The sequence below is a fragment of the Streptomyces sp. NPDC048420 genome, from assembly GCF_040651535.1.
GTDB lineage: Bacteria > Actinomycetota > Actinomycetes > Streptomycetales > Streptomycetaceae > Streptomyces.
The window spans coordinates 295,038-317,761 of record NZ_JBEZKG010000009.1; the positions used below are offsets into that span (position 1 = coordinate 295,038).

Genomic DNA, 22,724 nt, shown 5'->3' on the forward strand with positions numbered 1-22,724 from the left:
GCCTCCACGAGCGGCCCGCAGCGCCCCCTGTCCATGTGTGCGATCCGTTTTTGAATGACCACGGTGCTGTCGTCGCTCATGATCGTGGTCCCGGGCCCGAGCGTGCTGGCCGTCATCGGCCGCGCCCACGGTCGCCGGACTGCGACGGCGATCGGCAGCGTCTTCGCCTCGTATCCGCTGGTAGTGGCCGTCGCGGTCGGGATCGGTTCGCTGGTGGAGCGGTCGGCGGCCGTGTATCTGGCGGTGAAACCGGCCGGCGTCGCGTACCTGGTCCTCCTCGGTGTCCAGGCCTTCCGCCACCGGGCCGATCTGTAGGCGCCGGCGATCACCTCCCGGTCTGCCGGACCGGCGCGGGGCGAGTCCTGAGAATCCCTTCAGGTGATCACCTTTCAGGTGGTCACTTTCCTACGACCGTCCCGAACCGGAGGTCGTACGGCGTCCCCGGGTGCAGCGTGGCCAGCATCCGTTCCCCCTCCTCCGTGACGTCCTCCCGCTGGGCCTTGGTGAGCCGGCCGAAGGGTTCGACGACCAGCGCGTCCTCCGTGAGCCTCCATACGCCCGCGAGGAAACCGTCGACGAGGAGCGTGCAGTAGGCCTGGTTGCCCTGCCAGCTGCGGCCCCAGTACTCCGGCGGCACCACGCGGGTGCGGTCGGCGTGGGGGAGCAGCAGGTTGTCGAACTCCGGCAGGAAGCGGGGCGGGGCCGGGGTGTCCTCGCCGGGGCGGGGGGCGTCGGGGAGGTCGAAGAGCTCGACGCCGTGCTCGTCCCGGAAGGTCAGCAGCCCGGGCCGCAGCCGCTCGAAGGACTCCCGGAGCCTGGTCAGACCGGCCCAGGTCTGCATGTCCTTGACGGAGGCCGGGCCGAAGGCGGCGAGGTAGCGGAGGACGGTGGCGTCGGGGGTGGGGGTCGGGGTGACGGGTTGCGCGGAGGGCAGCTCCGGCTGCTCGGCGGGGTGGCGGGGCGGCCGGTGGCCGGACGGCTCGGCGGGGTGGCGGGGCGGCCGGTGGCCGGACGGCTCGGCGCCTGAGCGGTCCCGCCGGTGCGCCGACGGCTCGGTGTCAGCGTGGCCCGAATGCTCCGACGGCCCGGTGTCAGCCGGACCCGAATGCTCCGACGGCCCGCCGAGGGGGCGGCCCAGCCAGTGCTCCGCCGTGGTGAGCGCCACCTGGCCGCTCCTGCCCCACAGCCCGCCTGGGGTGACCTGGACGAGCGGGAGTTTGCAGCGGGCGGCGATGGCCAGGGCCTGTGGGTCGGCGTCCGGCCACTCGGCGGCCAGCGCCTCACGCAGCTGTTTCATGGTGCGCGGCTCGGCCTCGACGAGTTCCCGGGCGAGGACGGCGAGACGGTCGAGGTCGACGCCGTGAAGTCCCTTGCGGAAGTTGGTGAGTTCGCGGTCGCGGGCGGGCTGCACGAGGGGTCGTAGCGTGAGGCAGTCCTCGGCGGTGTGGGTGTGGATGGTCGAGCGCATGGTGACGATCCGGACGACCTCGCGGTCGGCCATGAGCGCGGACAGCTCCTCGGGGGCGAAGCCGTCGAGCCGGGCGGCGAGGGCGTAGTACGGCGGCTTGACGTTCTGGGCCTGGAGGCCGAGCAGATGCCCGACGGCGTCCTTCGCGGACAGATTGGCCCGGCGCAGGAGCAGCTGGCGGTCGAGGGTCGCGCGGTTGAGGGCGCGGGGGCTGAGCAGGGGGGCCGACCCGGTCGTCTTGGTCATACGGAACACGCTAGAGGGGCTTGCGGACATGTTCTGTCCGCAACCCTCTACCGCGACGGAGTCCGCGTCTCCTCCCCCGCCACGCTCGCGGAAACCTACCGGGAGCTGCACGAACAGCCGTCCGGCATGGCGTGGATCGGCCTGGCCCGCCCCACCGAGGGTGAACTCCTCTCCCTGGCCGCGGAGTTCGACCTGCATCCACTGTCCGTCGAGGACGCGATGGAGGCCCACCAGCGCCCGAAGCTGGAGCGCTACGGCGACACGCTCTTCGTCGTCCTGCGAGCCGCCCGCTATCTGGACGCCCCGGAGGAGGTCGACTTCGGCGAGCTGCATGTGTTCGTCGGCCCGGACTTCGTGATCACGGTCCGGCACGGGGCGGCCCCCGACCTCTCCGCGGTCCGCCACCGCATGGAGGAGACGCCGGAGCTGCTGAAGCTGGGCCCCGAAGCCGTCCTCTACGCCATACTGGACGCGGTAGTCGACGGCTACGCGCCGGTCGTCTCGGGCGTCCAGAACGACATCGACGAGATCGAGACGGAGGTCTTCCGCGGCGACCCGGAGGTCTCCCGCCGTATCTACGAACTCTCCCGCGAGATGGTCGAGTTCCAGCGCGCCACCCGCCCCCTGGTCGGCATGCTGCACGCCCTGATGGCCGGCTTCGCGAAGTACGGCACGGACGAGGAACTGCAACGCTACCTGCGGGACGTCGCCGACCACGTCACCCACACCAGCGAACGAGTCGACGGCTTCCGCCAGGCCCTCACCGACATCCTCACGGTCAACGCGACCCTCGTCACCCAGCAACAGAACGCGGAGATGCGGGCGTTGGCCGAGGCGGGCTTCGAACAGAACGAGGAGATCAAGAAGATCTCGTCGTGGGCGGCGATTCTGTTTGCTCCCACGTTGGTCGGAACCATCTACGGCATGAACTTCGACCACATGCCTGAGTTGGGCTGGAGCTTCGGGTATCCCTTCGCGATCGGCCTCATGGGGGTGGTCTGCGCAAGTTTGTACGTGATCTTCAAGCGGCGGGACTGGCTCTGAGTCCTTCTTACCGAGCTCAGTTCTTGTGCCGCTGGGGAGAATCTGGGAAGAATCAGCCGACGACACAGGCCCTGCGCCGGCGACTTCGCCCCGTGACATTGACTCCTTGGTTGAAGCCACAAGCGCCCGACCCCGCGCGACCGCCACAGTGGAGGCATGGCCTCCAACCTGCAGCGCACCGGACCGCTGTTATGAGGTGTAAGGCATAGGCACTCCCAAGAACAGGGAGTTGGTAGCGGCGTGTGCAGGCAGAAGGCGTGATGGCACGGGACCCGAGCCCTGGGGAGGATTCGGGTCCCTTCGCGGAAGTGTCATGCGGTGGCGCTGTGGGCCAGCGCGCGGGCCTTGGCCGCCCACTCCCCCATCCTCGTGATGGCGGAGGTCAGTTGCTTCACCGCAGCGGAAATCTCCTTCACCGGTTTGCGCAGGTGCCGGCTCACCCGGACCATGGCGCCCGCGGAGAGGCCGAAGGAGCCCATCTGTGCCAGACCGTGCTGCGCGGCTTCGTCCACGGACATGAGTTGCTCCAAGAACTCGTCCGCCTCGTCGCCTCGTTCGTCGGGCGGTGTCATCTCGATGAGGCCCAGCGCGGCCCGCACCCCACTGTCCAGCGTCGTCATTCGCTCTGCGAACGCCGTAGCGACGGCGTTCAGCTCGCCGGCGGGCGCGCTGATCGTCTCCGCGTACCGGGCGATGGCTGCGAGCCGCGCGCTCATGGGCGCGTTCGCCTGGGTCAGATCGAGCATCTCGGTGCCGGACTGCTCGGTCAGCACTCCAATCGTCTCAACCGTCTTCGTGATCGCCTCCATGTCGGCGGCCATCTCGTCGAGCCCGTCCTCGATCACGGCGAAGTCGTCGAGCAGCCCGGGCGCGTCCTCGTCCTCGTTCTGGCCGACCTGGACGAGATCGGTCGGCAGGTCACCGACGCGCTCGCCGCCCGGCCCGACGAGGAGCGGCCCTGGGAGGCGCTGCGCCGGGTGTTCGACGTGATGACGCGGATGCTCGAGGCGGAACCCGAGCGAATGGTCAGCTATCTGCGGATGCTCCAGGAGACGCCGTCACTGCGCGCCCGGCGGGCCTGGTCCGCCTTGATGATCTCCTCGGCGTCGAGGGCCCGCTCGCGCCAGGTCGCTTCGGCGTTGGCGGCCTTCTCCGTCCGGTCCTTGACCGTCTGGCCCGCAGCCGACTCGGCCGCGTCCTCCACGAGCCGTGCGCTTCGCCGTTCTGGTAGAGGAACGTGCGTGAGACGTCCGCCCGGCGGGCGACCGCGGCGAAGGTCACCCGGGATCGTTCGCGGAGCATCTGCCCGAGGGCGTCGCGGATCCGGTCGAGCATGAGGGCGGAGGCTTGCCGGCGGGCCGCGACCGCGGGGCGGTCCGGGGCTCGGTCTGCGTGGTCATGAGACCTCCCCAAGGTCCAACGGGTCCAGCTCCGTGTCGTCGGCGTCATTGAGCTTTGCGAGGTCGGAGGCTCGGAAGGCGGTTCTCCAGACGCGCTCGAAGTAGTCCTTGGGGCGTCGCAGATCCAAGGAGCGCGCTTCTTCGAGCAGGCCCATGCCGACCAGCGCCTGCTCCAGGCCGGCGATGGCGCGGGCGGTGGGCTCGAAGACGCGGTGAAGGTAGTCGGCCGTGGCGCGGGAGCCCGTTCGGCGATCGAGCTCCACTGCTGCTGCTTGCGCCGCCAGCAGACGAGATCGGCGCCGGAGAGCACGATTCCGGAGTGAAGTAGATCCGGCGAAGACTCGCGCGGATTCCACCGAAGATCGTCCGCGTCGCAGACGGTTCGTCGGCCACGCGCGGGTCCTCGCGGTCCGCGAACGGAGGGCTGAGCACCGGACGGCCGGCGGCGCCACCGTGGCGACGGGCCACGCTCAGTCCTTGCCGGCGGCGCCCCCGTAACCATGCAGGAACGCGTCGACCGCGCGGGTGACGCAGGCGCGGACCTGTGCCGGGCTCGGGGCGCGGCTGGCGTAGGGGCTGATGGTGACCTCGGAGTTGACCAGGGCGACGAAGTGGAGGGTGGCGCGAGCGGGGCTGGAGATGCGCAGGAGGCCGGCATCGGTGAGCTGGGAGAGGCGCCGGGACACCTCGTGCTGGACGCGCAGCGGTCCTGCCTTCTGCCAGGTGTCGATCAGGGCGGGCGAGAAGTGCTGCACCTCGGCCTTGATCTGCCGGATCATCGCGAAGTGCTCGGGGAACTGGGTGCGCTGGCCGACGAGGGCGCGACCGAGGGCGATCAGGTCGGCGCGGGCGTCGGTGCCGGAGAGCTGTTCGGCCACCGTCGCGATGAAGGCGTCCGCGACCTGGCCGGCGCTGTCATGGACGACCTCCGAGAAGAGGTGGTCCTTGCCCTGGAAGTGGTTGTAGATCGTGCGGGTGGACACCCCGGCCTCGGCGGCGATGGCCTCGATGCTGGTGCGGCTGTATCCCTCGCGGCCGAAGACGGTACGCGCGCCCTGGGTGATGGCCCGGCGCTTCGCGGCTCTGCCGCCGGGTCGGCCGAGGCGTGGCGGCGCGTCGGGGTCCTCGGGGGCCGCTGGGGCCGCGGGTGTGGTGTTCAGGGGAGCCTCCGGTGGATCAGATGGCCCGTCGGCCACATTGCCATGCACGATGCATTTTACTTCCTTGGGGACCGAGCGTCCGCCGCTCGGGCTCTCAGGGCAAGGGTGGCATCTCCAGGACGGTCTTGCCCCGGCTGTGTCCGTCCTCCACGGCCCGGACCGCCCGCGGTGCCTGCTCGAACGGGATCACGTGCGTCACCTTCGGGTCCAGGGCGCCGGTGCGGACCAGTTCCACGACCGCGCTCAGGAGCGCGGGGTCGCGCACCGACCCCACCGGCGCGCCGCCGAGTGCGGCGACGGCGTCCCGGTCGGCGCCGCTCACCAGTTTCGTACGGTCCGCCAGGAGCGCCGCGCTCTCGCGCAGGACCTCTCCGCCGACCAGGTCGAGTACCCCGTCCACGCGGCCCGGTATCCGCGCGGCGAGGCCGGGACCGGAGGCGACGAACCGTACACCGAGGTCCTCGACGAACGCCCGCTTGTCCTCGGCCGCCGAGCCCACCACGGTCAGCCCCAACCCCATCGCGACCTGCGCGGCTGCCACGCCCACACCTCCCCCGACACCGGTCACCAGCAGCGTCGCGCCCGGCGGGAGGGCGAGTTGGCGTACCGCGCCGTAGCCGGTGGCGGCGGCGATGGGCAGGGCCGCGGCGTCGGTCCAGGAGACCTCCGGCGGTTTGCGGACCGCCGCTCGCGCGGGCAGCAGGGTGTACTGCGCGAACCCGCCTGTCGTCGGACCGCCGAGGACCGCGTCGCCCACGTCGAAGCCAGTGACGCCGGGGCCGAGCGCGACGACCCTGCCGGCCGCCTCGCCGCCCATCACGGCGGGCAGCACGACAGCGGGCGCCCCGGCCGGGCGGCGGCCCGAACGGCGTTTCCAGTCAACGGGGTTGACGCCGGCCGCGCGTACGGCCACCAGCAGGTCACCGGGGCCCGGAACCGGTCGCGGGAGGTCGGCGAAGTGCTCGACCTCCGGTCCGCCGAAACGGTCGTACACATAGGCCACGGGCATGCGACACCTCGATGTCTCTGTCTGACTTCCGGGCTTAATTGCCATACAGATTGCACTTTACCCAGGCGCCCGGTTAGGCTTCCCGGGCGTCGGCGGAGCCCTGTCTTCCGCCGGTGGTAACCGACGCGGTGAGCACAAGGAGCGCAACGTATGGGCAGCACGGTCGCGATCGTCGGCGGCGGGTACGGAGGGGCTGCGCTGGCCCGTGAGCTGGACCCGGACTTCGACGTCGTCCTGATAGATCCCAAGGACGCCTTCGTCCACGCGGTCGCGGCCCTGCGCGGGCTGGTCGACGAGGAGTGGGCCCGGCGGATCTACTTCGGGTACGACGGGCTGTTCGCCCGGGGCCGACACGTGCGCGCCCGTGCCGTGGCGGTGGACGCGGGAGGTGTCACCACGGCCGACGGCACCCGCATCGCGGCGGACTACGTGGTCCTCGCCACCGGTTCGTCGTACCCCTACCCGGCGAAGCCGGACACCGAGGACAGTGCCGCCTCCGTGCTGCGGCACGCGGACACACGGGCTGAACTCGCCGCCTCCTCCCGGGTGTTGCTGCTCGGGGCCGGTCCCGTCGGGCTTGAGCTGGCCGGGGAGATCACCGAGCGGTGGCCGCAGACGGAGGTGGTCGTGGTCGACCCCGCCGAGGACGTGCTGGGCGGGCGTTATCTGCCCGAGCTGCGCGGCGCGTTGCGCGAGCAACTGGCCCAGCGGGGCGTGCGGTTGGAGCTGGGCAGCGCGCTGACCGCCCCGCCGTCGACGTCCGCGGGGGTGCGCGAGCCGTTCTCGGTCACCACCGAGGCCGGCGTCCGGATCGACGCGGACCTGTGGTTCCGCTGCTACGGCATGACGCCGCTCAGCGACATGCTGGCCGGTGAACTCGCCGCCGCCCGGCGGCCGGACGGGCATGTGGAGGTCGACGAGCACCTGCGGGTGGCGGGCGCGCCGAACGTGTTCGCCATCGGTGACGTCACGGCCGTGCCCGAGCCGAAGCGCTCCAAGGCGGCCACCGAACACGCCGTCACGGTCGCGGCCAACATCAGGGCGCTGGCCGCCGGGCGCCCGGTCGAGCAGAGCTACCGGCCGGGGCCGGACGCGGTGCTCGTGCCGCTGGGTTCGACCGGCGGCGCCTCGCAGGTGCCGGGCCCCGACGGTCCGGTCGTGCTGGGCGCGGCGGAGACCTCCGGCTACAAGGGCTCCGACCTGCTGCTCGGGCGGTTCGGCGAGCTGTTCGGCGTCTCCGTCTGACCATTGCGGACACCCGCTACGACCGTGCAGCGCCACTTCTCCGCATATCCGCCTGGCTACGAGAGGTCGTTGACCGATGACGAACGGAACGCAGTCCCTGGTCGGCAAGGTGGCCGTGGTCACCGGCGGCGCGGGAGGTATCGGCGTCGCGACGGTGGAGGCGCTGGCGGTCGCGGGGGCGCAGGTCGTCCTCGCGGACGTCGAGGCCGACACCGCGAAGGCGGCGGCCGAGAAGCTGGCCGCGCAGGGACTCCCGGTGGTCGGGCACGACGTCGACATATCCTCCGAGGCGAGCGTCGAGCGGCTGGTGGACTTCGCCGTCGACACCTTCGGCGGCATCGACGTCCTGGACAACAACGCGGCGCTGACCTCGGCGATCCGGCAGGACCGGGACGTCGTGTCGATGTCGGTGGAGCTGTGGGACCAGGTCCTCGCGGTCAACCTGCGGGGGCCGATGCTGCTGTGCAAGCACACGGTTCCGGTGATGATCGAGCGCGGCGGGGGCTCGATCATCAACATCACCAGCGGCCAGGGCCTGTCCGGTGACCGGGTGATGGTCGCCTACGGCAGCTCCAAGGGCGGGCTGATCGCGCTGACCCGGTTCGTGGCCGCCGCGTACGGCGCGGACGGTATCCGCTGCAACGCGGTCGCGCCGGGGCTGGTCCGCACGCCGGCGCTTGAGGCGGACATGCCGGTGCCGGTGCAGCAGATGTTCCAGAGCGCGAACCTGATCCCGCGCCTCGGTACTCCCGAGGACGTGAGCCAGTTGGTGGCGTTCCTCGCCTCCCCGGCCGCCTCGTTCATCACCGGGCAGGTGCTCTCCGTGGACGGCGGCTTCCTCGCCCACCTGCCGACGCTGTCGCCGATGCCGCCGCGCTGAGGGCCGGGATGGTCTGCGTGCGGCCGGTGGTGGCGGACCGCTCCGACGCGGTCCGCCAGGTCCGCTCAGCCCGTCCAGGGTGCGAGGCCCGCCTCGATGACCTGGACCTGCGGCGCCCCCGCCCAGGCGTAGTAGCCGTCGGGGCGGACCAGGAGCGCCTCGTCGCCGCCGGTGCGGTGGGCGACGACCAGCCCGTCCCGCGCAAGCCCGCCGGTCTCCGTACCCGGAGGCAGGGCCAGCACGAAACGTCCCTCGCGCAGCACCTCGTACAGGCGCCCTCGGTCCAGTTCCAGGTCGGGGGCGCGCTTGCCGGTGAGAGGGTGCGCGCCTCTCGGGGCGGGGTAGGAGAAACCGATGCCGGTGATCTCTCCGACGGCCTGCCGGGTCACCGGGCGGACGTGGGTGACCACCAGCTTGCGTACGGCGCGCAGGGCGATCTCCAGCGGGTTGTGGGCCATGGCGAGGCGCAGGTTGAGGCCGCTGCTGCGCAGGACCGCCTTGCCGATGGGGTGGCGTTCGGCGTGGTAGGTGTCCAGCAGGGCGTCGGCGGACCGGCCGTGGTGTACCGCCGCCAGCTTCCAGCCGAGGTTGGCGGCGTCCTGGAGGCCGGTGTTCATGCCCTGGCCGCCGGCCGGGGAGTGCTGGTGGGCGGCGTCGCCGGCCAGCAGGACGCGCCCGACGCGGTAGTCCGGGACCTGGCGTTCGTCGCTGTGGAAGCGGGACAGCCAGCGCGGGTCGTGCATCCCGAAGTCGGAGCCGAAGGCCCGCTCGATGAGTGCGCGCAGCTCCTCGAACTCGACCGGGGCGTCGTCGGGTTCACCCCGGTGCGCGCGGTCCCAGCCGCCGACCCGCCAGTAGCCGTCGCCGAAGGGTGCGATGAAACCGAACGCGCCGCCGGTTCCGTGCACCCGCACCACGAGGGGCGGCTCCTCGGTGAACCTCACGTCGGCGAGCGCGACCGACCGGATCACCACCTTGCCGGGGAAGGGCAGCCCGAGCGCCTCCCGCACGGCGCTGCGCGCCCCGTCGGCGCCGACGAGATACCCGGTCCGTACGGTCGTGTCGCCCGCCGCCGTCCGCACCGACACGGTGACGCCGTCTCCGCCCTGCTCCAGACCGGTGACCTCCGTGCCGTACCGGATGACCGCGCCGTTCTTCAGAGCCCGGCGCAGCAGCAGCTTCTCCACCTCGTACTGCGGGGTGACCAGCAGGAAGGGGAACCGGGACGGCAGCGTGCCGATGTCGAACGGAACCGCCCCGAACAGCCGCAGCTCGCGGATGGTCTGCCCGGTGAGGACGAGTTCGTCGGCGAGCCCCCGGGCATCGAGGAGTTCGAGGGTCCGGGCGTGCACGCCGAAGGCGCGGGTCAGGTTGCTGATGCCCTTCGGGCGCTTCTCCAGTACGACGACGTCGACGCCGGCCGCCGCGAGATCCCCGGCGAGCAGCAGCCCGGTGGGGCCTGCGCCGGCCACGACGACGGGGGACTCATACGTGTGAGACATCCGCGACTCGCTTCCATCGGTGGAAATCGGAGTCCGCCCCTGTAGGGGTCGGAAAACGCGGTGGCGCCGGAATCCATTTCCGGGTCCGGCGCCGCGCGAGTGTTTTTCTGGCGGGCACCTCGATCTATTCCGCCGCGGCGACAAGAGTTATGCAAAAAGGCCGCACGGAGCCCTTATCGTTGCCATCGGCGGAAATTCAGGCGTGTCCGAGGCGGAATCCGACGCCGCGTACGGTGACGACCCAGCGGCTGTCGCCGAGCTTTCTGCGGAGGCTGCTGACGTGGGTGTCGACGGTCCGCCGGGACCAGGAGTCGCCCCACACCTGCTGGAGCAGGCGCTTGCGCGGGATGACCGTGTCGGGGTGTGAGGCGAGCAGGCAGAGGAGGTCGAACTCCTTGCGGGTCAGGTCCACGCCGTGGCCGTCCACGCAGACCTCGCGGGATTTCACGTCGATGTGCAGCGGGCCGTGGTCGATCGCCCGGCCCTGCCCGTTCTGGTTGCGCACCCGCCTCATGACCGCGTCGATGCGGGCCATCAACTCACGGAAGCCGTACGGCTTGACCAGGTAGTCGTCCGCGCCGGCCTGGAGTCCGAGGACTCTGTCCAGCTCCGAGCCGCGCACGGTGACGACGATCAGCGGGACACAGCTGACGGCACGGATGGCCTTGCACACCTCCAGTCCGTCCAGGTCCGGCAGTTCGAGCTCCGTCAGGACGAGGTCCACGCTCTCGTGGGCCGCCAGGGCGACGCTGCCCCGGTCCACGGCGGCCACCTCGTGGCCGTGCCGGCGCAGCGCCTCCTCCAGGGCACCGGCCTCGGAGGCGTCGCCCTCGACCAGCAGGATGCGCCAGCCCGCGGTGCCGGGTACCGCGCGCTGGTTGAGTAAAAGAGACCCCGGCAAGAACTCTGACGTTTGAGTCATACTCTCTCCCCCGGTAAGCCGTGCTCATCGCACGACGGAAAAACTCACGCACGATTCTACGAAACCGGGGCCGCACATTCCATCCGGCGCAGTGAATTTTCTGTTGCAGCAACATGAAACGACTTTCGGTCACCTGGCGCGCCGAATCGTCTTCACGAAAGCCGGTTGCGTCTTATCAGGCGTGCGCCCGGTCGTCGGCGTCCAGCAGCCTGCGCAGCAGCGTCGTCAGCGTGTTCCGCTCCTCGGGGGTGAAGCAGCCGAGGAAGGAGTCCTGGGACTCCTGGGCCACCTGCCACAACCGGCGCTGCAACCGGGCCCCCTCGTCGGTCAGTTCGACGAGTTGCCGACGGCGGTCGGACCGGTCGCGGGTGCGGCGCACCAGCCCGCGCTCCTCGACCGCGTCCAGGTAGCCGCCCAGGTGGCTGCGCTGGAAGCCGAGCCGGTCCGCCAGCACGTGCTGGGGCAGCGGGCCGAAGTCCGAGAGCGCGGTCAGGGTCGCGAAGTGCGGCAGCCGCAGCCCATGCCTGCCCACCGCCTCGACGAGCGCGTCGTGGCCGATTCGCGCCATGTGCCCGGCGAGGTAGGACGGCAGCGCCAGCAGGCTCGGCGGGCGGGACGCGCCGTCCTGGACGGAGGCGCCCGCAGCGGATTCAGGGGTTTCGCTCATGCGTTCACGATAAGGGAACACGATGACTGGACGTGATGATGACATCATGGAATTATTCCAAGGCGATACTAGTTCGGCGCTCGATCCGTGCTCCGAAACAGCGGACCGAGGCGCCCGTCCCCGGAGGACCGCTCCATGACCGACACACCAGTCCCCGGCGCACAGCGCGGCACCGCCGCCCCGTTCGCCGCCCTGCTCCTGGCCGTCCTGTCCTTCTCCCTGATGCAGACGATGGTCGTGCCCGCCCTGCCCGACCTTCAGCGCGAGTTCGACGCCTCCACGACGGCCGTCTCCTGGGTACTCAGTTCCTTCCTGCTCACCGCGTCGGTGGCGACTGCCCTGCTGGGGCGGGTCGGTGACATGTTCGGCAAGCGCCGGGTGCTGATCGCCAGCCTCACCGTCTTCGCCGCGGGCACCCTGCTCGCCGCGCTGTCCGACTCGCTCGCCCTGCTGATCGCGGCACGCGCGGTGCAGGGTGTCGGGTCGGCCGCCTTCCCGCTGGCGTTCGGGATCGTGCGCGACCAGTTCCCGGGTGAGCGGGTGCCGGTGGCGATCGGCCTGATCTCCTCCACGTTCGGCATCGGCTTCGGCGTCGGGCTCGTCATCCCCGGCCCGATCGTCGACGCCCTCGACTGGCACTGGATCTTCTGGCTCGGACTGGTCGTCATCCTGCTCGGCATCGCCGCCGTCACCGCGTTCATCCGGGAGTCCTCGGTCACCAACCCCGGACGCATCGACTGGGCCGGTGTGGTGCTGCTGAGCGCGGGTGTCGTGGCCCTGCTGCTCGCCATCAGCGAGGGCAAGTCGTGGGGCTGGACGTCCGGCGGGATCGTCGGCCTGTTCCTCGCCGCCGTGGTGCTGCTCGCCGTGTTCGTATACGCCGAGAGCAAGGTCCGCGAGCCCCTCATCGACCTCGAACTGCTGCGCCGACCCGCCGTGCTGACCAGTCACATCACCGCGCTCATCATCGGCTTCGGCATGTACGGCGCGTTCACCCTGGTGCCGCTGCTCGCCCAGACCCCGTCCCGGGCCGGGTACGGCTTCGACGCGTCCGTCACCGAAGCCGGGCTGTTCATGGTGCCGATGGCCGTGACGATGCTGATCGCCAGCCCCCTCGCCGGGCGCATCGGCGCGGCCGTCGGCTGGAAGTTACCGCTGGTCCTGGCCTGCCTGATCGGCGTCGCCGGCTTCGTGGTCTACGCGGTCGCGCACGACACCGAGTGGACCATGTACGTCGGCTCCGGGGTCCTCGGCATCGGTGTCGGCTTCGCCTTCGCCGCCCTCGCGAACCTCGTCGTCAGCGCGGTGGACCGCGGCCAGACCGGCGAGGCGACCGGCATCAACACGATCATGCGTACGATCGGCGGCTCCCTCGGCGCCCAGATCGCCGCGTCGATCGTCGCCTCCAAGACGATCCCCGGCACTCGGGTACCCGCCGAGTCCGGCTACACCGCCGCGTTCGTCATGTCGGCGATCGCCCTGGGTGTCGCGACGCTGGCCGCGCTGGCGGGGCCGGGAAGGTTCTGGGGCAGGACTCCGGCGCCGGTGGCGGCTCCCGGCAAGGAGCAGTCGCGGTCGGCGGCTTGAGGGGATGGGTGTGCGGGGACCCCCACGTTTCCAAGCACGCTCCTCTTGGGCCCCAGTCGCGCGCCGATGAACAGGAGTTCGCACACAGATGCCTGACTACGGACACGACCTCCTCTTCGGTGCCGTCCTGGTGCCGAGTGCGGAGCACGCCGACGACGCGGTGGCGCTGGCCCGGGTCGCCGACCGGGCGGGACTGGATCTGGTGAGCGTGCCGGACCACCCTTACCGGCCGGAACTGCTCGACGCGTGGATGGCGCTCGCTGTGATCGCCGCGTCCACCACCCGCGTACGGGTCTTCCCGAACGTCGCGAACCTCCCGCTGCGCCCGCCCGCCGTGCTGGCCCGCACCGCCGCCGGCCTGGACCTGCTCAGCGGGGGCCGGGTCGAACTGGGGCTGGGGGCCGGGGCCTACTGGGACGCCATCGCCGGCGACGGCGGACCGCGCCGCGGGCCCGGCGAGGCGGTGCGGGCGACCCGCGAGGCCATCGACGTCATCCGTGCGCTGTGGAGCGAAGGCCGCCGGGTCCGCGTACCCGGCGAGCACTACGGGCTCGACGGCGCCACCGCGGGCCCTGTGCCCGCGCATCCCATCGGAATCTGGGTCGGCGCCGTCGGCCGCCGCATGCTGCAGCTGACCGGTGCGGCGTCGGACGGCTGGCTGCCCAGCGTTCCGCACGTACCGCCGGGCCACCTGGCCGCAGGGCACCGGCTCGTCGACGAGGCGGCGGTCGCCGCCGGCCGCCACCCTTTCGAGGTACGCCGGCTGTACAACCTCTCACCGGGGCCGGGCGGCTTCCCGCAGGGCCCGCTCGACGCCTGGCCCGAGCAACTCGCCGCGCTCACCCTGGAACACGGCACCAGCTGCTTCCTGCTGCCCGCCCATCAGCCGGCCCTGCTCCAGGCGTTCGCGGCGGAGGTGGCACCGGCGACACGGGAGTTGGTGACGGCGGAACGCAAACGTGCGACTGACACACCGAGTTCGGCGGACGGCTCGGGCGCGGCACGTGGCCGGGTCGGCACCACCGGGCAGCGTAAGGCTGTCGCGGACGCGGCAAGGGGCCGGGACGGTGTCGCGGACGCGGCACGTGGCCGGGACAGTGTCGCGGAAGCAGCACGTGGCCGGGACAGTGTCGCGGAAGCAGCACGTGGCCGGGACAGTGTCGCGGAAGCAGCACGTGGCCGGGACAGTGTCGCGGGACGGCGTACAGGTGGTGCTGGGGCCCCGGCCGCCTTCGCCCCGAACCGCCCCCGAGCCACCTCTTCCAGAGATCCGCTGACCGTACGGCCCACCCCGCCCCCGAAGGCGTGGCGGTCCGCCGAGCGGTTGTGGGACGAGTCGACGCGCCCCGTCGGGCCGCCCCCCGACCCGGAGCGGCGCTATCCGCGTCGCGAGCAGGAGCCGGCCCGGAATCTCGTCGCCGCGCACGACCAGCTCCGCGCCGATCTCGACCGGCTCCGCGAGGTGGTGCGCGAGGTGCTGGCCGACACCCTCGCCCCGGGGGACGCGCGGTCGGAGATCCAGCAGCTGAGTCTGCGGCAGAACTCCTGGACGCTCGGCGCGTACTGCGCGTCGTACTGCCGGATCACCACCCTGCACCACACCCGGGAGGACGGAGACCTCTTTCCCCACCTGCGCCGCTCCGACCCCCGGCTCGGTGAGGTGCTGGACCGGCTCACCGAGGAGCACCACGCCATCCACGGGCTGATCGAGCGCATCGACCGCGAACTGGTCGCCTTCGTCCGCGAGGAGGGCGCCGAGAAGGAACGGGAGGCGCTGCGGACGGTGATGGACCTGCTCACCGACGCGCTCCTGTCGCATCTCGCGTACGAGGAGCGGGAGTTGATCGAGCCGATGGCGAGGTTCGGGACGGGCTGGTGAACGCCGGTCCCGAACCGCTCGCCCTACCCGGGCTCCCCGCCCGTCGCCACCGGCCGGGACAGGTCCGCCGACCAGGCGGACCAGGAGCCCGGGTAGAGGGCCGCGCCGGTGATGCCGGCGTGTTCGAGGGCGAGGAGGTCGTGGCAGGCAGTGACTCCGCTGCCGCAGTAGACGACCACACCGGTGCCGTCATCGACTCCCAACGCCCGGTAATGTGCCCTGAGTTGATCAGGCGTGAGCCGTCCCGGTTGAGGTTCGCGCTCCAGGGGGCGCTGCGGGCGCCGGGGATGTGGCCGGAGCGGACGTCCGTCGGCAGGACGTTCGCACCGGAGTAGCGGTCGGCGGCACGGGCGTCGAGGACGATCGCGTCGCCCGCCGCGACCTGATCGGCACTCCGCAGCGCCTCCTGGGGCCACTTCACCGGCGTCAGCCGCGCCTGCGGGAGTACGACGGCGCCGGTCTCGGTCTCGCCGGGCCAGCCGGTCAGCCCGCCGTCGAGCAGGGCGGCGGGCCGGCCGGTGCGGCGCAGCAGCCACACCAGCCGGGCGGCGTACGGCCCACCGTCGGCGTCGTACGCCACCACGGTCGTACCGTCCCCGATGCCGAGCGCACCCAACGCCCGAGCGAACAGGGCCGGATCGGGGAGGGGGTGGCGACCGCCGGTCTCGTCGGGCCGGGCGGACAGGACCGTGTCGACGTCGACCCAGACCGCGCCGGGCAGATGGCCACTGAGGTAGGCCTCGTAGCCGCTGCGGCCGTCCAGGAACCAGCGGACGTCGGCGAGGACGAGGGTGTCGCGGTGGGCGCGCACCCACCCGGCGTCGACCACGGGCGGCAGCTCAGGCACGGGTCACCGCCTCGGTCCCGAGACCGGCGAGCTGGGGAAGGACCTCGGCGGCGGTCAGTTCGGTGGCCGCCTGGACCTCCGCGTACGGGATGCCGCCGACGTCGATGGCGAGGAGGTGCAGGTCGTGGCCCCACAATTCGTGCAGGCGGCCCAGTTTGTCGACGACCTCGGCGGGGCTGCCGCAGATCGCGGGCCCGTTGTCGCCGATGTACGTGTCGAAGTCCGGCGGGGTCGTGACGTGCGTGGTGCCGGGCTTCTTCACGGTCAGGTAGTTGCTGATGTAGGAGGCCCACACGGACCGCGCCCGCTGGGAGGACTCGGCGACGAAGACGTGGCTGGCGGCGCCCAGCCTGCCGGGCGGGTCGGTACGTCCGCTCTCCTGCCACAGGGTGCGGTACGCGTCGAAGACCGGTACGAACGTGCCGGGTTCACGCGCGGTGGTCCCGACGACCAGCGGCAGCCCGTGTTCCACCGCGAGTTGTACGGACTCCGACCCGACGCCACCGCTGATCCACAGCGGCGGCTTCGGCTGCAACGGGCGCGGCTGTACGGTGACTTCGGCCAGCGGTGGCCTGAACTGTCCCTGCCAGGTGACCCGTTCCTCGGTCCACAACCGGATCAGCAGTTCGGTGTTCTCCCGTTTGCGCGCCGCCTTCGACTCGGGGGACTGGCCGAACACCGCGTACGGCTCCGGGAAGAAGGAGCCGCCCGCGATGAGTTCGAGCCGGCCGCCGGACAGGAGGTCGACGAGCGCGTAGTCCTCGGCGACGAGTACGGGGTCGCGGTTGGCGACGAGTGTGGTCCCTGTGGCCAGCCTGATCGTCGACGTGTGTTCCGCGATCGCGGCCAGCACCAGCGCGGGCGAGGAGATGACGTCCCGCTCCCCGAAGTGGTGCTCGCCGACGGTGTACCAGACGAACCCGGCGTCCTCCGCCTCGGCCGCCGCGCGCACCACGTCCCGCAGCCGCTGCTGCTGGGTGAGGGTCTTGCCGGTGAGGGGGTCGGGCAGAAGACTGCCGAAGGTGATGAGCCCTAGCTGCATGGAATGTCCTCCGTCGCGCTGCGGCCCGGCACGGCGGCCAACAGCTGCCGGGTGTAGGGGTGTTGCGGCGCCCTCAGCAGTTCCTCCGCGGGCCCGCTCTCCACGATCCGACCGCGGCGCATGACCGCGATCCGGTCACTGACCTGCGCGACGACGGCCAGGTCGTGAGAGATGAACAGATAACTCAGCCCACGCCGCTCCTGAAGCCCGAGGAGCAGCTCCAGGATCCGGGCCTGGATGGTGACGTCGAGGGCGGACACCGGCTCGTCGCACACCAGCACTTCCGGTCCGAGCGCCAACGCCCGTGCGATGGCGACCCGTTGCCGCTGGCCCCCGGACAGCTCGGCCGCCTTGCGCCGCTCCACGCCGGCCGGCAGCGCCACATCGTCGAGGAGCCGTCGTACCTCCCCGCCCCACTCGGCCCTGCTCCCGATCCCGTGGTTTCGCAACGGCTCGGTCAGCAACTCCCCCACGGTGAAACGGGGGTTCAGCGAGGCGTGGGGATTCTGATAGATCAGCTGGATACGACGGTGCAGCGCCCGCCGCGCGGCTCCCCGGGCGGCGGTGACATCGACCCCGTCGAGCAGCACCGTGCCGCTGTCGACCCGCTCCAGCCCGAGGATCATCCGCGCGGTTGTCGACTTCCCCGACCCGGACTCCCCCACCACACCGAGGGTCTCGCCCCTGCCCAGTACGAACCCGACCCCGTCGACGGCGGTGCGTGTACGACGTCGTGACAGCACCGGCCCCCGGACGGGGAAAGCCCGGGTGAGACCGGTGACGCTCAACAGCGGTGCCGGTGAGGCCGGTTCGCCGAAGGCGGGCCGAGTGGAGCGCGTGGCCGCATCCGCCGGCGCGGGGTCAGCCGTGCGGGAGGGGGAGCGGCGGCCAAGAAGCCGGGCCATGAGCGGGGGCGTGTCACCGGGCGCATCCACCGATGTGGTGCCGGGCGCAGTCACCGGGACCGAGCCCGCCCTACCGGAAGGGCCACGCCGAGGCCGGGGGGTGAGGGTCGGTGCGTCCGCCAGCAGCTCGCGTGTGTACGGGTGGCGGGGGTCTGCGAGTACCCGGCCGGCAGGCCCCGCCTCCACCACTCGCCCCTGCGACATCACCACCACGTGCTGCGCCCGGTCGGCGACCACTGCGAGGTCGTGGGTGACCAGGAGCATGGCGGTGCCGGTGGTGCTGACGACTTCCTGGAGGTGGTCGAGGAGCTGGCGTTGGACCGTCACGTCGAGGGCCGAGGTGGGTTCGTCGGCGACGAGGAGGCGGGGGCGGGCGGCGGTGGCGATGGCGATGAGCACGCGTTGGCGCATGCCACCGGAGAGTTCGTGGGGGTACTGGCGGGCTCGTTGTGCCGGGTCGGGCAGTCCGGCCTCGGCGAGGAGGTCGACGGCTCGGGCGGACGCGTCCCTGCGGGTGGCCAGGCCGTGTACCCGCAGTACCTCGGCGACCTGCGCGCCGACGGGCTTGACCGGGTCGAGGCTGACACCGGGGTCCTGCGGGATCAGCCCGATACGCCGACCCCGCACCTGCCGCCACGCCCGCTCCCCGAGCCCGGTCAGCTCCTCGCCCTGGAGCCGGACAGAACCGCCCAGCACCACGCCCCCGGCCGGCAACAGCCCGACCAGCGCATGGGCGGTGCTGCTCTTTCCCGACCCGGACTCCCCCACCACAGCGGTGATCTCGCCGGCCGCCGCTCTCAGATCCAGCCCGTCCACAGCGAGGTGCGTGCCACGCGCGGCGCGGTACCCGATCCGCAGCCCTCGCACGGACAGCAGCGGCTCTCCGGCCGACTGCGCAGGGGGAACCGCAGCGCAAGCACCGGTACTCCCGGCCGCGCCGTCATCGCGCCCGGCCTCCGCCCCAGAGCCCCGGTCCCTCGCCGAGCCGTCGCCGGAGCCGTCGTTGTCCGGCGCCTCGTCACGTCCGTACACGGAAAGACCCCACGCCGACGCCTCCGCACGGGAACCGCGGCCCCCCGCCGAGTCGTGATCACGCACCGGTTCCATCGGATTCACCGATGCCCCCCTTCCGCTTCGAGCACCCGTGACAGCCGGTTCGCCGCGAGGACGACGACCGTGACCGTGAGACTGGGCAGAGTGGTCTGCCACCAGGCCGTGGCGAGGTAGTTGCGGCCGTCGGCGACGAGGGAGCCCCATTCGGGGGCCGGTGGTGGTTCGCCGTAGCCGAGGAAGCCCAGGCTGGAGACGGCGAGGACGACGAGGCCGAAGTCGAGGGCGGCCAGGGCCAGGACGGGGCCGACGGCGGACGGGAGGATGTAGCGGGGCAGGATGCGCCACCATCGCGCTCCGCAGAGGATCGCGGCCTCGACGTACGGTGCGGCCCGTACCCGCAGTACTTCCGCCCGCATGACCCGGGTGAACGCGGCGACGCTGGTCGCGCCGATGGCGACGGCGATCTGGCCGCTGCCCACGCCGAGCGCGGTGACGAGGGTCAGGGAGAGCAGGAGCGGCGGGACGGACATCGTCACCTCGACGGCCCGCATGATGACCGCGTCCGTCCAGCGGCCGAAGAACCCGGCGACGAGCCCGAGGACCACTCCGCCGCCCAGGGCGATGAGGATGGCCAACGCGGTGGCGCGCAGCGACAGGGCTGCGCCGTGGACCACTCGGGCATAGATGTCGCGGCCCAACTGGTCTGTTCCGAAGAGGTGTTGGCTGCTCGGCGGCCGGAAGCGGTCCGCCGGTACGCCGGTGAGGGCGCTGCGGGAGGTGAACCAGTCCGGTACCAGGGCCCAGCCGAGGACCAGCAGGAGGACGAGGACGGAGAGCGTGACGCCCGGTGAGCGGAGTGGGGCCGAGAACACGCGGTGAAGCCGTGGGGGCTCCCGGTCCGGCTCGACGGGCGGTCGAGTCAGCGTCGTCATGCGGTCACCAGCCGTCCCGTGGCGCGGATGCGGGGGTCGAGCACCGGATACAGCAGGTCGACCAGCAGGTTGACCACCGCGAAGGCCAGGGCGGCGACCACCACCACCCCCTGTACGACCGGCAGGTCCTGCGCGGAGACCGCGGACTGGGTGATGCGGCCCATGCCGGGCCGTGAGAATACCGTCTCGACGACGACCGCGCCGCCTATCAGCGAGCCGACGAGCATCCCGGCGACGGTCGCGGCCGGGATGGCCGCGTTGCGCAGCCCGTGGCCGAACAGGAGCCGGGTCCGGCCCGCGCCGGTCGCGCGGACAGTGTCGGCGTACGGCTCCTGGAGGGTCGTGTGGAGGGACTTGCCGAGGACCTGGGCGACGAGTGCGGCACCCGGGATCGCCATGGTGCAGGCGGGCAGGATCACGCTGTCGAAGCCGCTGTCGCCGAGGGAGGGAAAGAGGTGCCAGCGGAAGGCGAGGAACTGGATCAGTACGAGCCCCACCCAGAAGGAGGGCAGGGACACCGCGAACGACGGGATTGAGCGCAGGAGTTGGCGCAGGAGAGGGCTCGCGGTGAGGTTCGCGGCGACCCCGAGCAAGGTGCCCAGGGTCAGTGCGAGGAGCAGCGCGAGGGTGCCGACCTGGAGGGTCGGCGGGACCGCGTCGGCGATCATGCGGGAGACCGGCTGGCCGGTCTGGAGGGACGCGCCGAGGTCACCGTGGAGCGCGCCGGCGAGCGCGGAGCCGTACTGGACGATCAGCGGCCGGTCGAAGCCGAGTTCCGCGCGCGCCTCGGCGACCTGCTGCGATGTCAGTTCGGCGAAGCCGCCGCGTCCGCTGAGCATGAGTGCGACCGGGTCGCCGGGCAGCAGCCGCAGCGCGACGAAGGTGAGGGTGAACGCGGCCCAGACGACGAACACCGCGCGCAGTGTCCGGGTGGCCACGTACAGGGCTGTGTGCACGGTCGGCCTCCCTCAGCCCAGCCAGGTGTCGTACAGGTCGAACCGGTTGGAGGCGTCGAGCGTGAAGCCCTTGACCTTGTCGGAGACGCCGTGGACCTGGGCGCCCTCGTACAGCGGGACGGTGTCGGCGTGGTCGAGGATCCAGCGGACCGCGTGGGACACGGCGGTCTGGCGGGTCTTGGTGTCGGTCGCCGCCACCTCCTGCTCCAGGTAGGTGTCGAGTTTGCTCGGCGGCAGGTGCCAGAGGTTGGCGCTCTTGGTGTAGAAGATGTTGCGCAGGACGTCGGGGTCCGCGCGGGTGACGCCGACGGCGGTAAGGTCGAAGTTGCCCTTCTGCTGCTGCTCGACGTAGACGGCGGGGGCGACGGCCTTCAGTTTCACGTCGACTCCGATCTTCCTCAGCTGCTGCTGCACGGCCTCGTTCGCGGGCGGCATCGGCGCGGGGATCAGCCAGGTGAGGGCGAGCGGTTTGCCGTCCTTCTCACGGACACCGTCCTTGCCCTTCTTCCAACCCGCCCCGTCCAGCAGGGATTCGGCGCCCTGCGGGTCGTAGCGGAGTCTGTCGGAGAAGTCCTCGTAGTACGGCGTCGTCGAGGACAGCACGCTCGTGGCGGGCTTGTACGAGTCGCTGAACACCGAGTCGACGAGCCCCTGCCGGTCGATGCCCTTGAGGAGCGCCTCGCGGACCTTCTGGTCGGCGAGGATCCCCTGGTGGTTGAGGGAGAGCGGCGGTACCAGCCCGGGGCCCGGCGCCGACAGGACGCGGAAGCCGTTGCCCTTGAACTGGGCCTCGTCCGTGGGCTGGAGGGCCTTGGCGATGTCGACCTGGCCGGAGGAGAGGGCGCCGGTGCGGGCGCCGGCCTCCGGGATGAACGTGAACTTCACCTCGTCGAGGTGGGCGGCGCCCTGGTGGGTGGCGAGGGACGACGGCCAGGCGTAGTCCGCCCGCTTCTTCAGCACGGCTTCCTGGTTGGTGGTGTAGTGGTCCAGGACGTACGGGCCCGAGCCGATGAACCTGCCCCGGCAGCGGTCGGCGGGCGAGGCCGTGAACGACCCGGGCGACAGGATCCCCAGGCCGACGGTCGAAGTGGCCTGGAGGAACTGGGCGTTGGCCGTCGCGAACCTGACGGTGAGGGTGTGCGCGTCGGTCACCTTCGTGCCCCGGTAGCCGATCAGATAGCTGGGGGCGCCGTTCGCGGGCAGCTTCACCAGGTTGTCGAAGGTGGCCTTCACCGCCGCCGCGTCGACGGGCTTGCCGTCGCTGAAGGTGACGCCGTCGCGCAGCACGAACGTGAACGCGCTGCCGTCCGCGCTGGTCGTGAACGACTTCGCCAGCCACGGCACGATCTTGCCGGACCTCGGATCCTGGGCGGTGAGCGAGTCGACCACGGACCGGGTGATGTCGATGGCGCTGATCTGCGCCGTCTGCTGCGGATCCAGGCACCCCGGATCCGCCTCGGCCCCGACCAGCAGCGTCCCCCCGTCGTGCGGCGCCCCGTCACTCGTACCGCCCGAGTCCCCGCCCCCGCCCGAACACGCGGCGACGGGCAGGACGACCGCGAGCAGCGCGCCCGCAAGACGGAGCCGACGGCGCGAGCGGGTGGTTCTGGTGAGCATCTCAGGACCTTTCTCAAGGGAACTCGGGTCTCGAAGGACCCAGGGGGAACGGCGGGTGGAAACGGCGAGGGGGCGAGGCCTACGCCTCACGGACGGGGGAACGGCCCCCGCGGGGAACCGGGACGCCGGCCCTCGGCAAGCGCCTCAGCCCCTGCGGAAGCCGGGCCGCCGATCCTCGGCGAACGCCACGGGACGGCGGACGCGGCCTCGGTCATCAGCCCCTGGCAACCGCCCCACGGACGGCCGCCACGGCCCCGCGGGGAACCAGGACGCCGGCCCTCGGCAAGCGCCTCAGCCCCTGCGGAAGCCGGGCCGCCGATCCTCGGCGAACGCCACGGGACGGCGGACGCGGCCTCGGTCATC

19 protein-coding genes and 2 pseudogenes are annotated in these 22,724 nt (G+C 71.6%); 6 read left to right on the forward strand and 15 right to left on the reverse strand.

Annotated features, from left to right (window positions below; all coding sequences use genetic code 11):
- Positions 1-54 precede the first annotated feature (54 nt).
- Positions 55-312, forward strand: a pseudogene (locus AB0D34_RS18675) (LysE family transporter); the annotation flags it as partial.
- 85 nt (positions 313-397) lie between these two features.
- Here the strand turns inward: AB0D34_RS18675 and AB0D34_RS18680 are convergent.
- Positions 398-1,714 carry a winged helix DNA-binding domain-containing protein gene (locus tag AB0D34_RS18680; RefSeq protein WP_362662779.1) on the reverse strand — a complete coding sequence of 439 codons (1,317 nt, stop codon included), beginning with the start codon at positions 1,712-1,714 and terminating at the stop codon, positions 398-400.
- Here AB0D34_RS18680 and AB0D34_RS18685 point away from each other — a divergent pair.
- Positions 1,595-2,758, forward strand: coding sequence for a magnesium and cobalt transport protein CorA (locus AB0D34_RS18685; RefSeq protein WP_362662780.1), 1,164 nt, complete (start codon positions 1,595-1,597; stop codon positions 2,756-2,758). The genes AB0D34_RS18680 and AB0D34_RS18685 overlap by 120 nt on opposite strands.
- Positions 2,759-3,069: 311 nt before the next feature.
- Here AB0D34_RS18685 and AB0D34_RS18690 read toward each other — a convergent pair whose 3' ends face one another.
- The 5 genes from AB0D34_RS18690 to AB0D34_RS18710 all read right to left on the reverse strand — a co-directional run bounded on the left by AB0D34_RS18690 (position 3,070) and on the right by AB0D34_RS18710 (position 6,327).
- On the reverse strand, positions 3,070-3,603 hold the full coding sequence (locus AB0D34_RS18690; protein WP_362662782.1) for a hypothetical protein: 534 nt from the start codon (positions 3,601-3,603) through the stop codon (positions 3,070-3,072).
- Between the two features lie 185 nt (positions 3,604-3,788).
- Complete coding sequence (locus tag AB0D34_RS18695) at positions 3,789-3,962, reverse strand: hypothetical protein (RefSeq protein WP_362662784.1); 174 nt, start codon at positions 3,960-3,962, stop codon at positions 3,789-3,791.
- 192 nt (positions 3,963-4,154) lie between these two features.
- Positions 4,155-4,421, reverse strand: coding sequence for a hypothetical protein (locus AB0D34_RS18700; protein WP_362662785.1), 267 nt, complete (start codon positions 4,419-4,421; stop codon positions 4,155-4,157).
- 207 nt (positions 4,422-4,628) lie between these two features.
- Entirely contained in the window at positions 4,629-5,366 is a 738-nt protein-coding gene (locus AB0D34_RS18705; RefSeq protein WP_362662787.1) for a TetR/AcrR family transcriptional regulator, read from the reverse strand.
- Positions 5,367-5,412: 46 nt separating this feature from the next.
- Positions 5,413-6,327, reverse strand: coding sequence for an NADP-dependent oxidoreductase (locus AB0D34_RS18710; protein WP_362662789.1), 915 nt, complete (start codon positions 6,325-6,327; stop codon positions 5,413-5,415).
- 150 nt (positions 6,328-6,477) lie between these two features.
- On the opposite strand from AB0D34_RS18710, the gene AB0D34_RS18715 reads away from it, so the two are divergent.
- Together AB0D34_RS18715 and AB0D34_RS18720 are read left to right on the forward strand one after the other, a co-directional pair.
- The gene (locus tag AB0D34_RS18715; RefSeq protein WP_362662791.1) at positions 6,478-7,572 is read left to right on the forward strand and encodes an FAD-dependent oxidoreductase; all 1,095 of its coding nucleotides are present in this window, start codon (positions 6,478-6,480) and stop codon (positions 7,570-7,572) included.
- A 76-nt stretch (positions 7,573-7,648) separates the two neighbouring features.
- Entirely contained in the window at positions 7,649-8,452 is an 804-nt protein-coding gene (locus AB0D34_RS18720; protein ID WP_362662793.1) for an SDR family NAD(P)-dependent oxidoreductase, read from the forward strand.
- Between the two features lie 65 nt (positions 8,453-8,517).
- On the opposite strand, the gene AB0D34_RS18725 is transcribed toward AB0D34_RS18720, so the two are convergent.
- The 3 genes from AB0D34_RS18725 to AB0D34_RS18735 form a co-directional block, all read right to left on the reverse strand.
- Entirely contained in the window at positions 8,518-9,954 is a 1,437-nt protein-coding gene (locus AB0D34_RS18725; RefSeq protein WP_362662795.1) for an FAD-dependent oxidoreductase, read from the reverse strand.
- A 196-nt stretch (positions 9,955-10,150) separates the two neighbouring features.
- Entirely contained in the window at positions 10,151-10,876 is a 726-nt protein-coding gene (locus AB0D34_RS18730; protein ID WP_362662797.1) for a response regulator transcription factor, read from the reverse strand.
- A 175-nt stretch (positions 10,877-11,051) separates the two neighbouring features.
- Positions 11,052-11,543, reverse strand: a complete 492-nt coding sequence (locus tag AB0D34_RS18735; protein ID WP_362662799.1) for a MarR family transcriptional regulator — start codon at positions 11,541-11,543, stop codon at positions 11,052-11,054.
- A 135-nt stretch (positions 11,544-11,678) separates the two neighbouring features.
- Here AB0D34_RS18735 and AB0D34_RS18740 point away from each other — a divergent pair, with 135 nt between their 5' ends.
- Both AB0D34_RS18740 and AB0D34_RS18745 read left to right on the forward strand, forming a co-directional pair.
- Positions 11,679-13,130: an MFS transporter gene (locus tag AB0D34_RS18740; RefSeq protein WP_362662801.1), complete on the forward strand. Its 1,452-nt coding sequence runs from the start codon at positions 11,679-11,681 to the stop codon at positions 13,128-13,130.
- A gap of 88 nt (positions 13,131-13,218) precedes the next feature.
- Positions 13,219-15,009: an LLM class flavin-dependent oxidoreductase gene (locus AB0D34_RS18745; protein WP_362662803.1), complete on the forward strand. Its 1,791-nt coding sequence runs from the start codon at positions 13,219-13,221 to the stop codon at positions 15,007-15,009.
- A gap of 23 nt (positions 15,010-15,032) precedes the next feature.
- Here the strand turns inward: AB0D34_RS18745 and AB0D34_RS18750 are convergent.
- The 6 genes and pseudogenes from AB0D34_RS18750 to AB0D34_RS18775 form a co-directional block, all read right to left on the reverse strand.
- Positions 15,033-15,856: pseudogene (locus AB0D34_RS18750) on the reverse strand (sulfurtransferase).
- Positions 15,849-16,898, reverse strand: coding sequence for an LLM class flavin-dependent oxidoreductase (locus AB0D34_RS18755; protein ID WP_362662805.1), 1,050 nt, complete (start codon positions 16,896-16,898; stop codon positions 15,849-15,851). The pseudogene AB0D34_RS18750 and the gene AB0D34_RS18755 overlap by 8 nt, the downstream one beginning before the upstream one ends.
- Positions 16,889-18,670 (reverse strand): ABC transporter ATP-binding protein, encoded by a 1,782-nt coding sequence (locus AB0D34_RS18760; protein ID WP_362662977.1) that lies wholly within the window; start codon positions 18,668-18,670, stop codon positions 16,889-16,891. The genes AB0D34_RS18755 and AB0D34_RS18760 overlap by 10 nt, the downstream gene beginning before the upstream one ends.
- A gap of 245 nt (positions 18,671-18,915) precedes the next feature.
- Positions 18,916-19,788, reverse strand: coding sequence for an ABC transporter permease (locus AB0D34_RS18765; RefSeq protein ID WP_362662807.1), 873 nt, complete (start codon positions 19,786-19,788; stop codon positions 18,916-18,918).
- Positions 19,785-20,744 (reverse strand): ABC transporter permease, encoded by a 960-nt coding sequence (locus AB0D34_RS18770; RefSeq protein ID WP_362662808.1) that lies wholly within the window; start codon positions 20,742-20,744, stop codon positions 19,785-19,787. The genes AB0D34_RS18765 and AB0D34_RS18770 overlap by 4 nt, the downstream gene beginning before the upstream one ends.
- A 12-nt stretch (positions 20,745-20,756) precedes the next feature.
- The gene (locus tag AB0D34_RS18775; RefSeq protein WP_362662810.1) at positions 20,757-22,361 is read right to left on the reverse strand and encodes an ABC transporter substrate-binding protein; all 1,605 of its coding nucleotides are present in this window, start codon (positions 22,359-22,361) and stop codon (positions 20,757-20,759) included.
- Positions 22,362-22,724: the final 363 nt, after the last annotated feature.

Excerpts from the sequence above, each read along its gene's own strand:
- AB0D34_RS18685 (WP_362662780.1), top strand. The coding sequence starts at position 1,595 with ATGCCCGACGGCGTCCTTCGCGGACAGATTGGCCCGGCGCAGGAGCAG.
- AB0D34_RS18680 (WP_362662779.1), bottom strand. The coding sequence starts at position 1,714 with ATGACCAAGACGACCGGGTCGGCCCCCCTGCTCAGCCCCCGCGCCCTC.
- AB0D34_RS18710 (WP_362662789.1), bottom strand. The coding sequence starts at position 6,327 with ATGCCCGTGGCCTATGTGTACGACCGTTTCGGCGGACCGGAGGTCGAG.
- AB0D34_RS18715 (WP_362662791.1), top strand. The coding sequence starts at position 6,478 with ATGGGCAGCACGGTCGCGATCGTCGGCGGCGGGTACGGAGGGGCTGCG.
- AB0D34_RS18720 (WP_362662793.1), top strand. The coding sequence starts at position 7,649 with ATGACGAACGGAACGCAGTCCCTGGTCGGCAAGGTGGCCGTGGTCACC.
- AB0D34_RS18725 (WP_362662795.1), bottom strand. The coding sequence starts at position 9,954 with ATGTCTCACACGTATGAGTCCCCCGTCGTCGTGGCCGGCGCAGGCCCC.
- AB0D34_RS18730 (WP_362662797.1), bottom strand. The coding sequence starts at position 10,876 with ATGACTCAAACGTCAGAGTTCTTGCCGGGGTCTCTTTTACTCAACCAG.
- AB0D34_RS18735 (WP_362662799.1), bottom strand. The coding sequence starts at position 11,543 with ATGAGCGAAACCCCTGAATCCGCTGCGGGCGCCTCCGTCCAGGACGGC.
- AB0D34_RS18740 (WP_362662801.1), top strand. The coding sequence starts at position 11,679 with ATGACCGACACACCAGTCCCCGGCGCACAGCGCGGCACCGCCGCCCCG.
- AB0D34_RS18745 (WP_362662803.1), top strand. The coding sequence starts at position 13,219 with ATGCCTGACTACGGACACGACCTCCTCTTCGGTGCCGTCCTGGTGCCG.
- AB0D34_RS18755 (WP_362662805.1), bottom strand. The coding sequence starts at position 16,898 with ATGCAGCTAGGGCTCATCACCTTCGGCAGTCTTCTGCCCGACCCCCTC.
- AB0D34_RS18765 (WP_362662807.1), bottom strand. The coding sequence starts at position 19,788 with ATGACGACGCTGACTCGACCGCCCGTCGAGCCGGACCGGGAGCCCCCA.
- AB0D34_RS18775 (WP_362662810.1), bottom strand. The coding sequence starts at position 22,361 with ATGCTCACCAGAACCACCCGCTCGCGCCGTCGGCTCCGTCTTGCGGGC.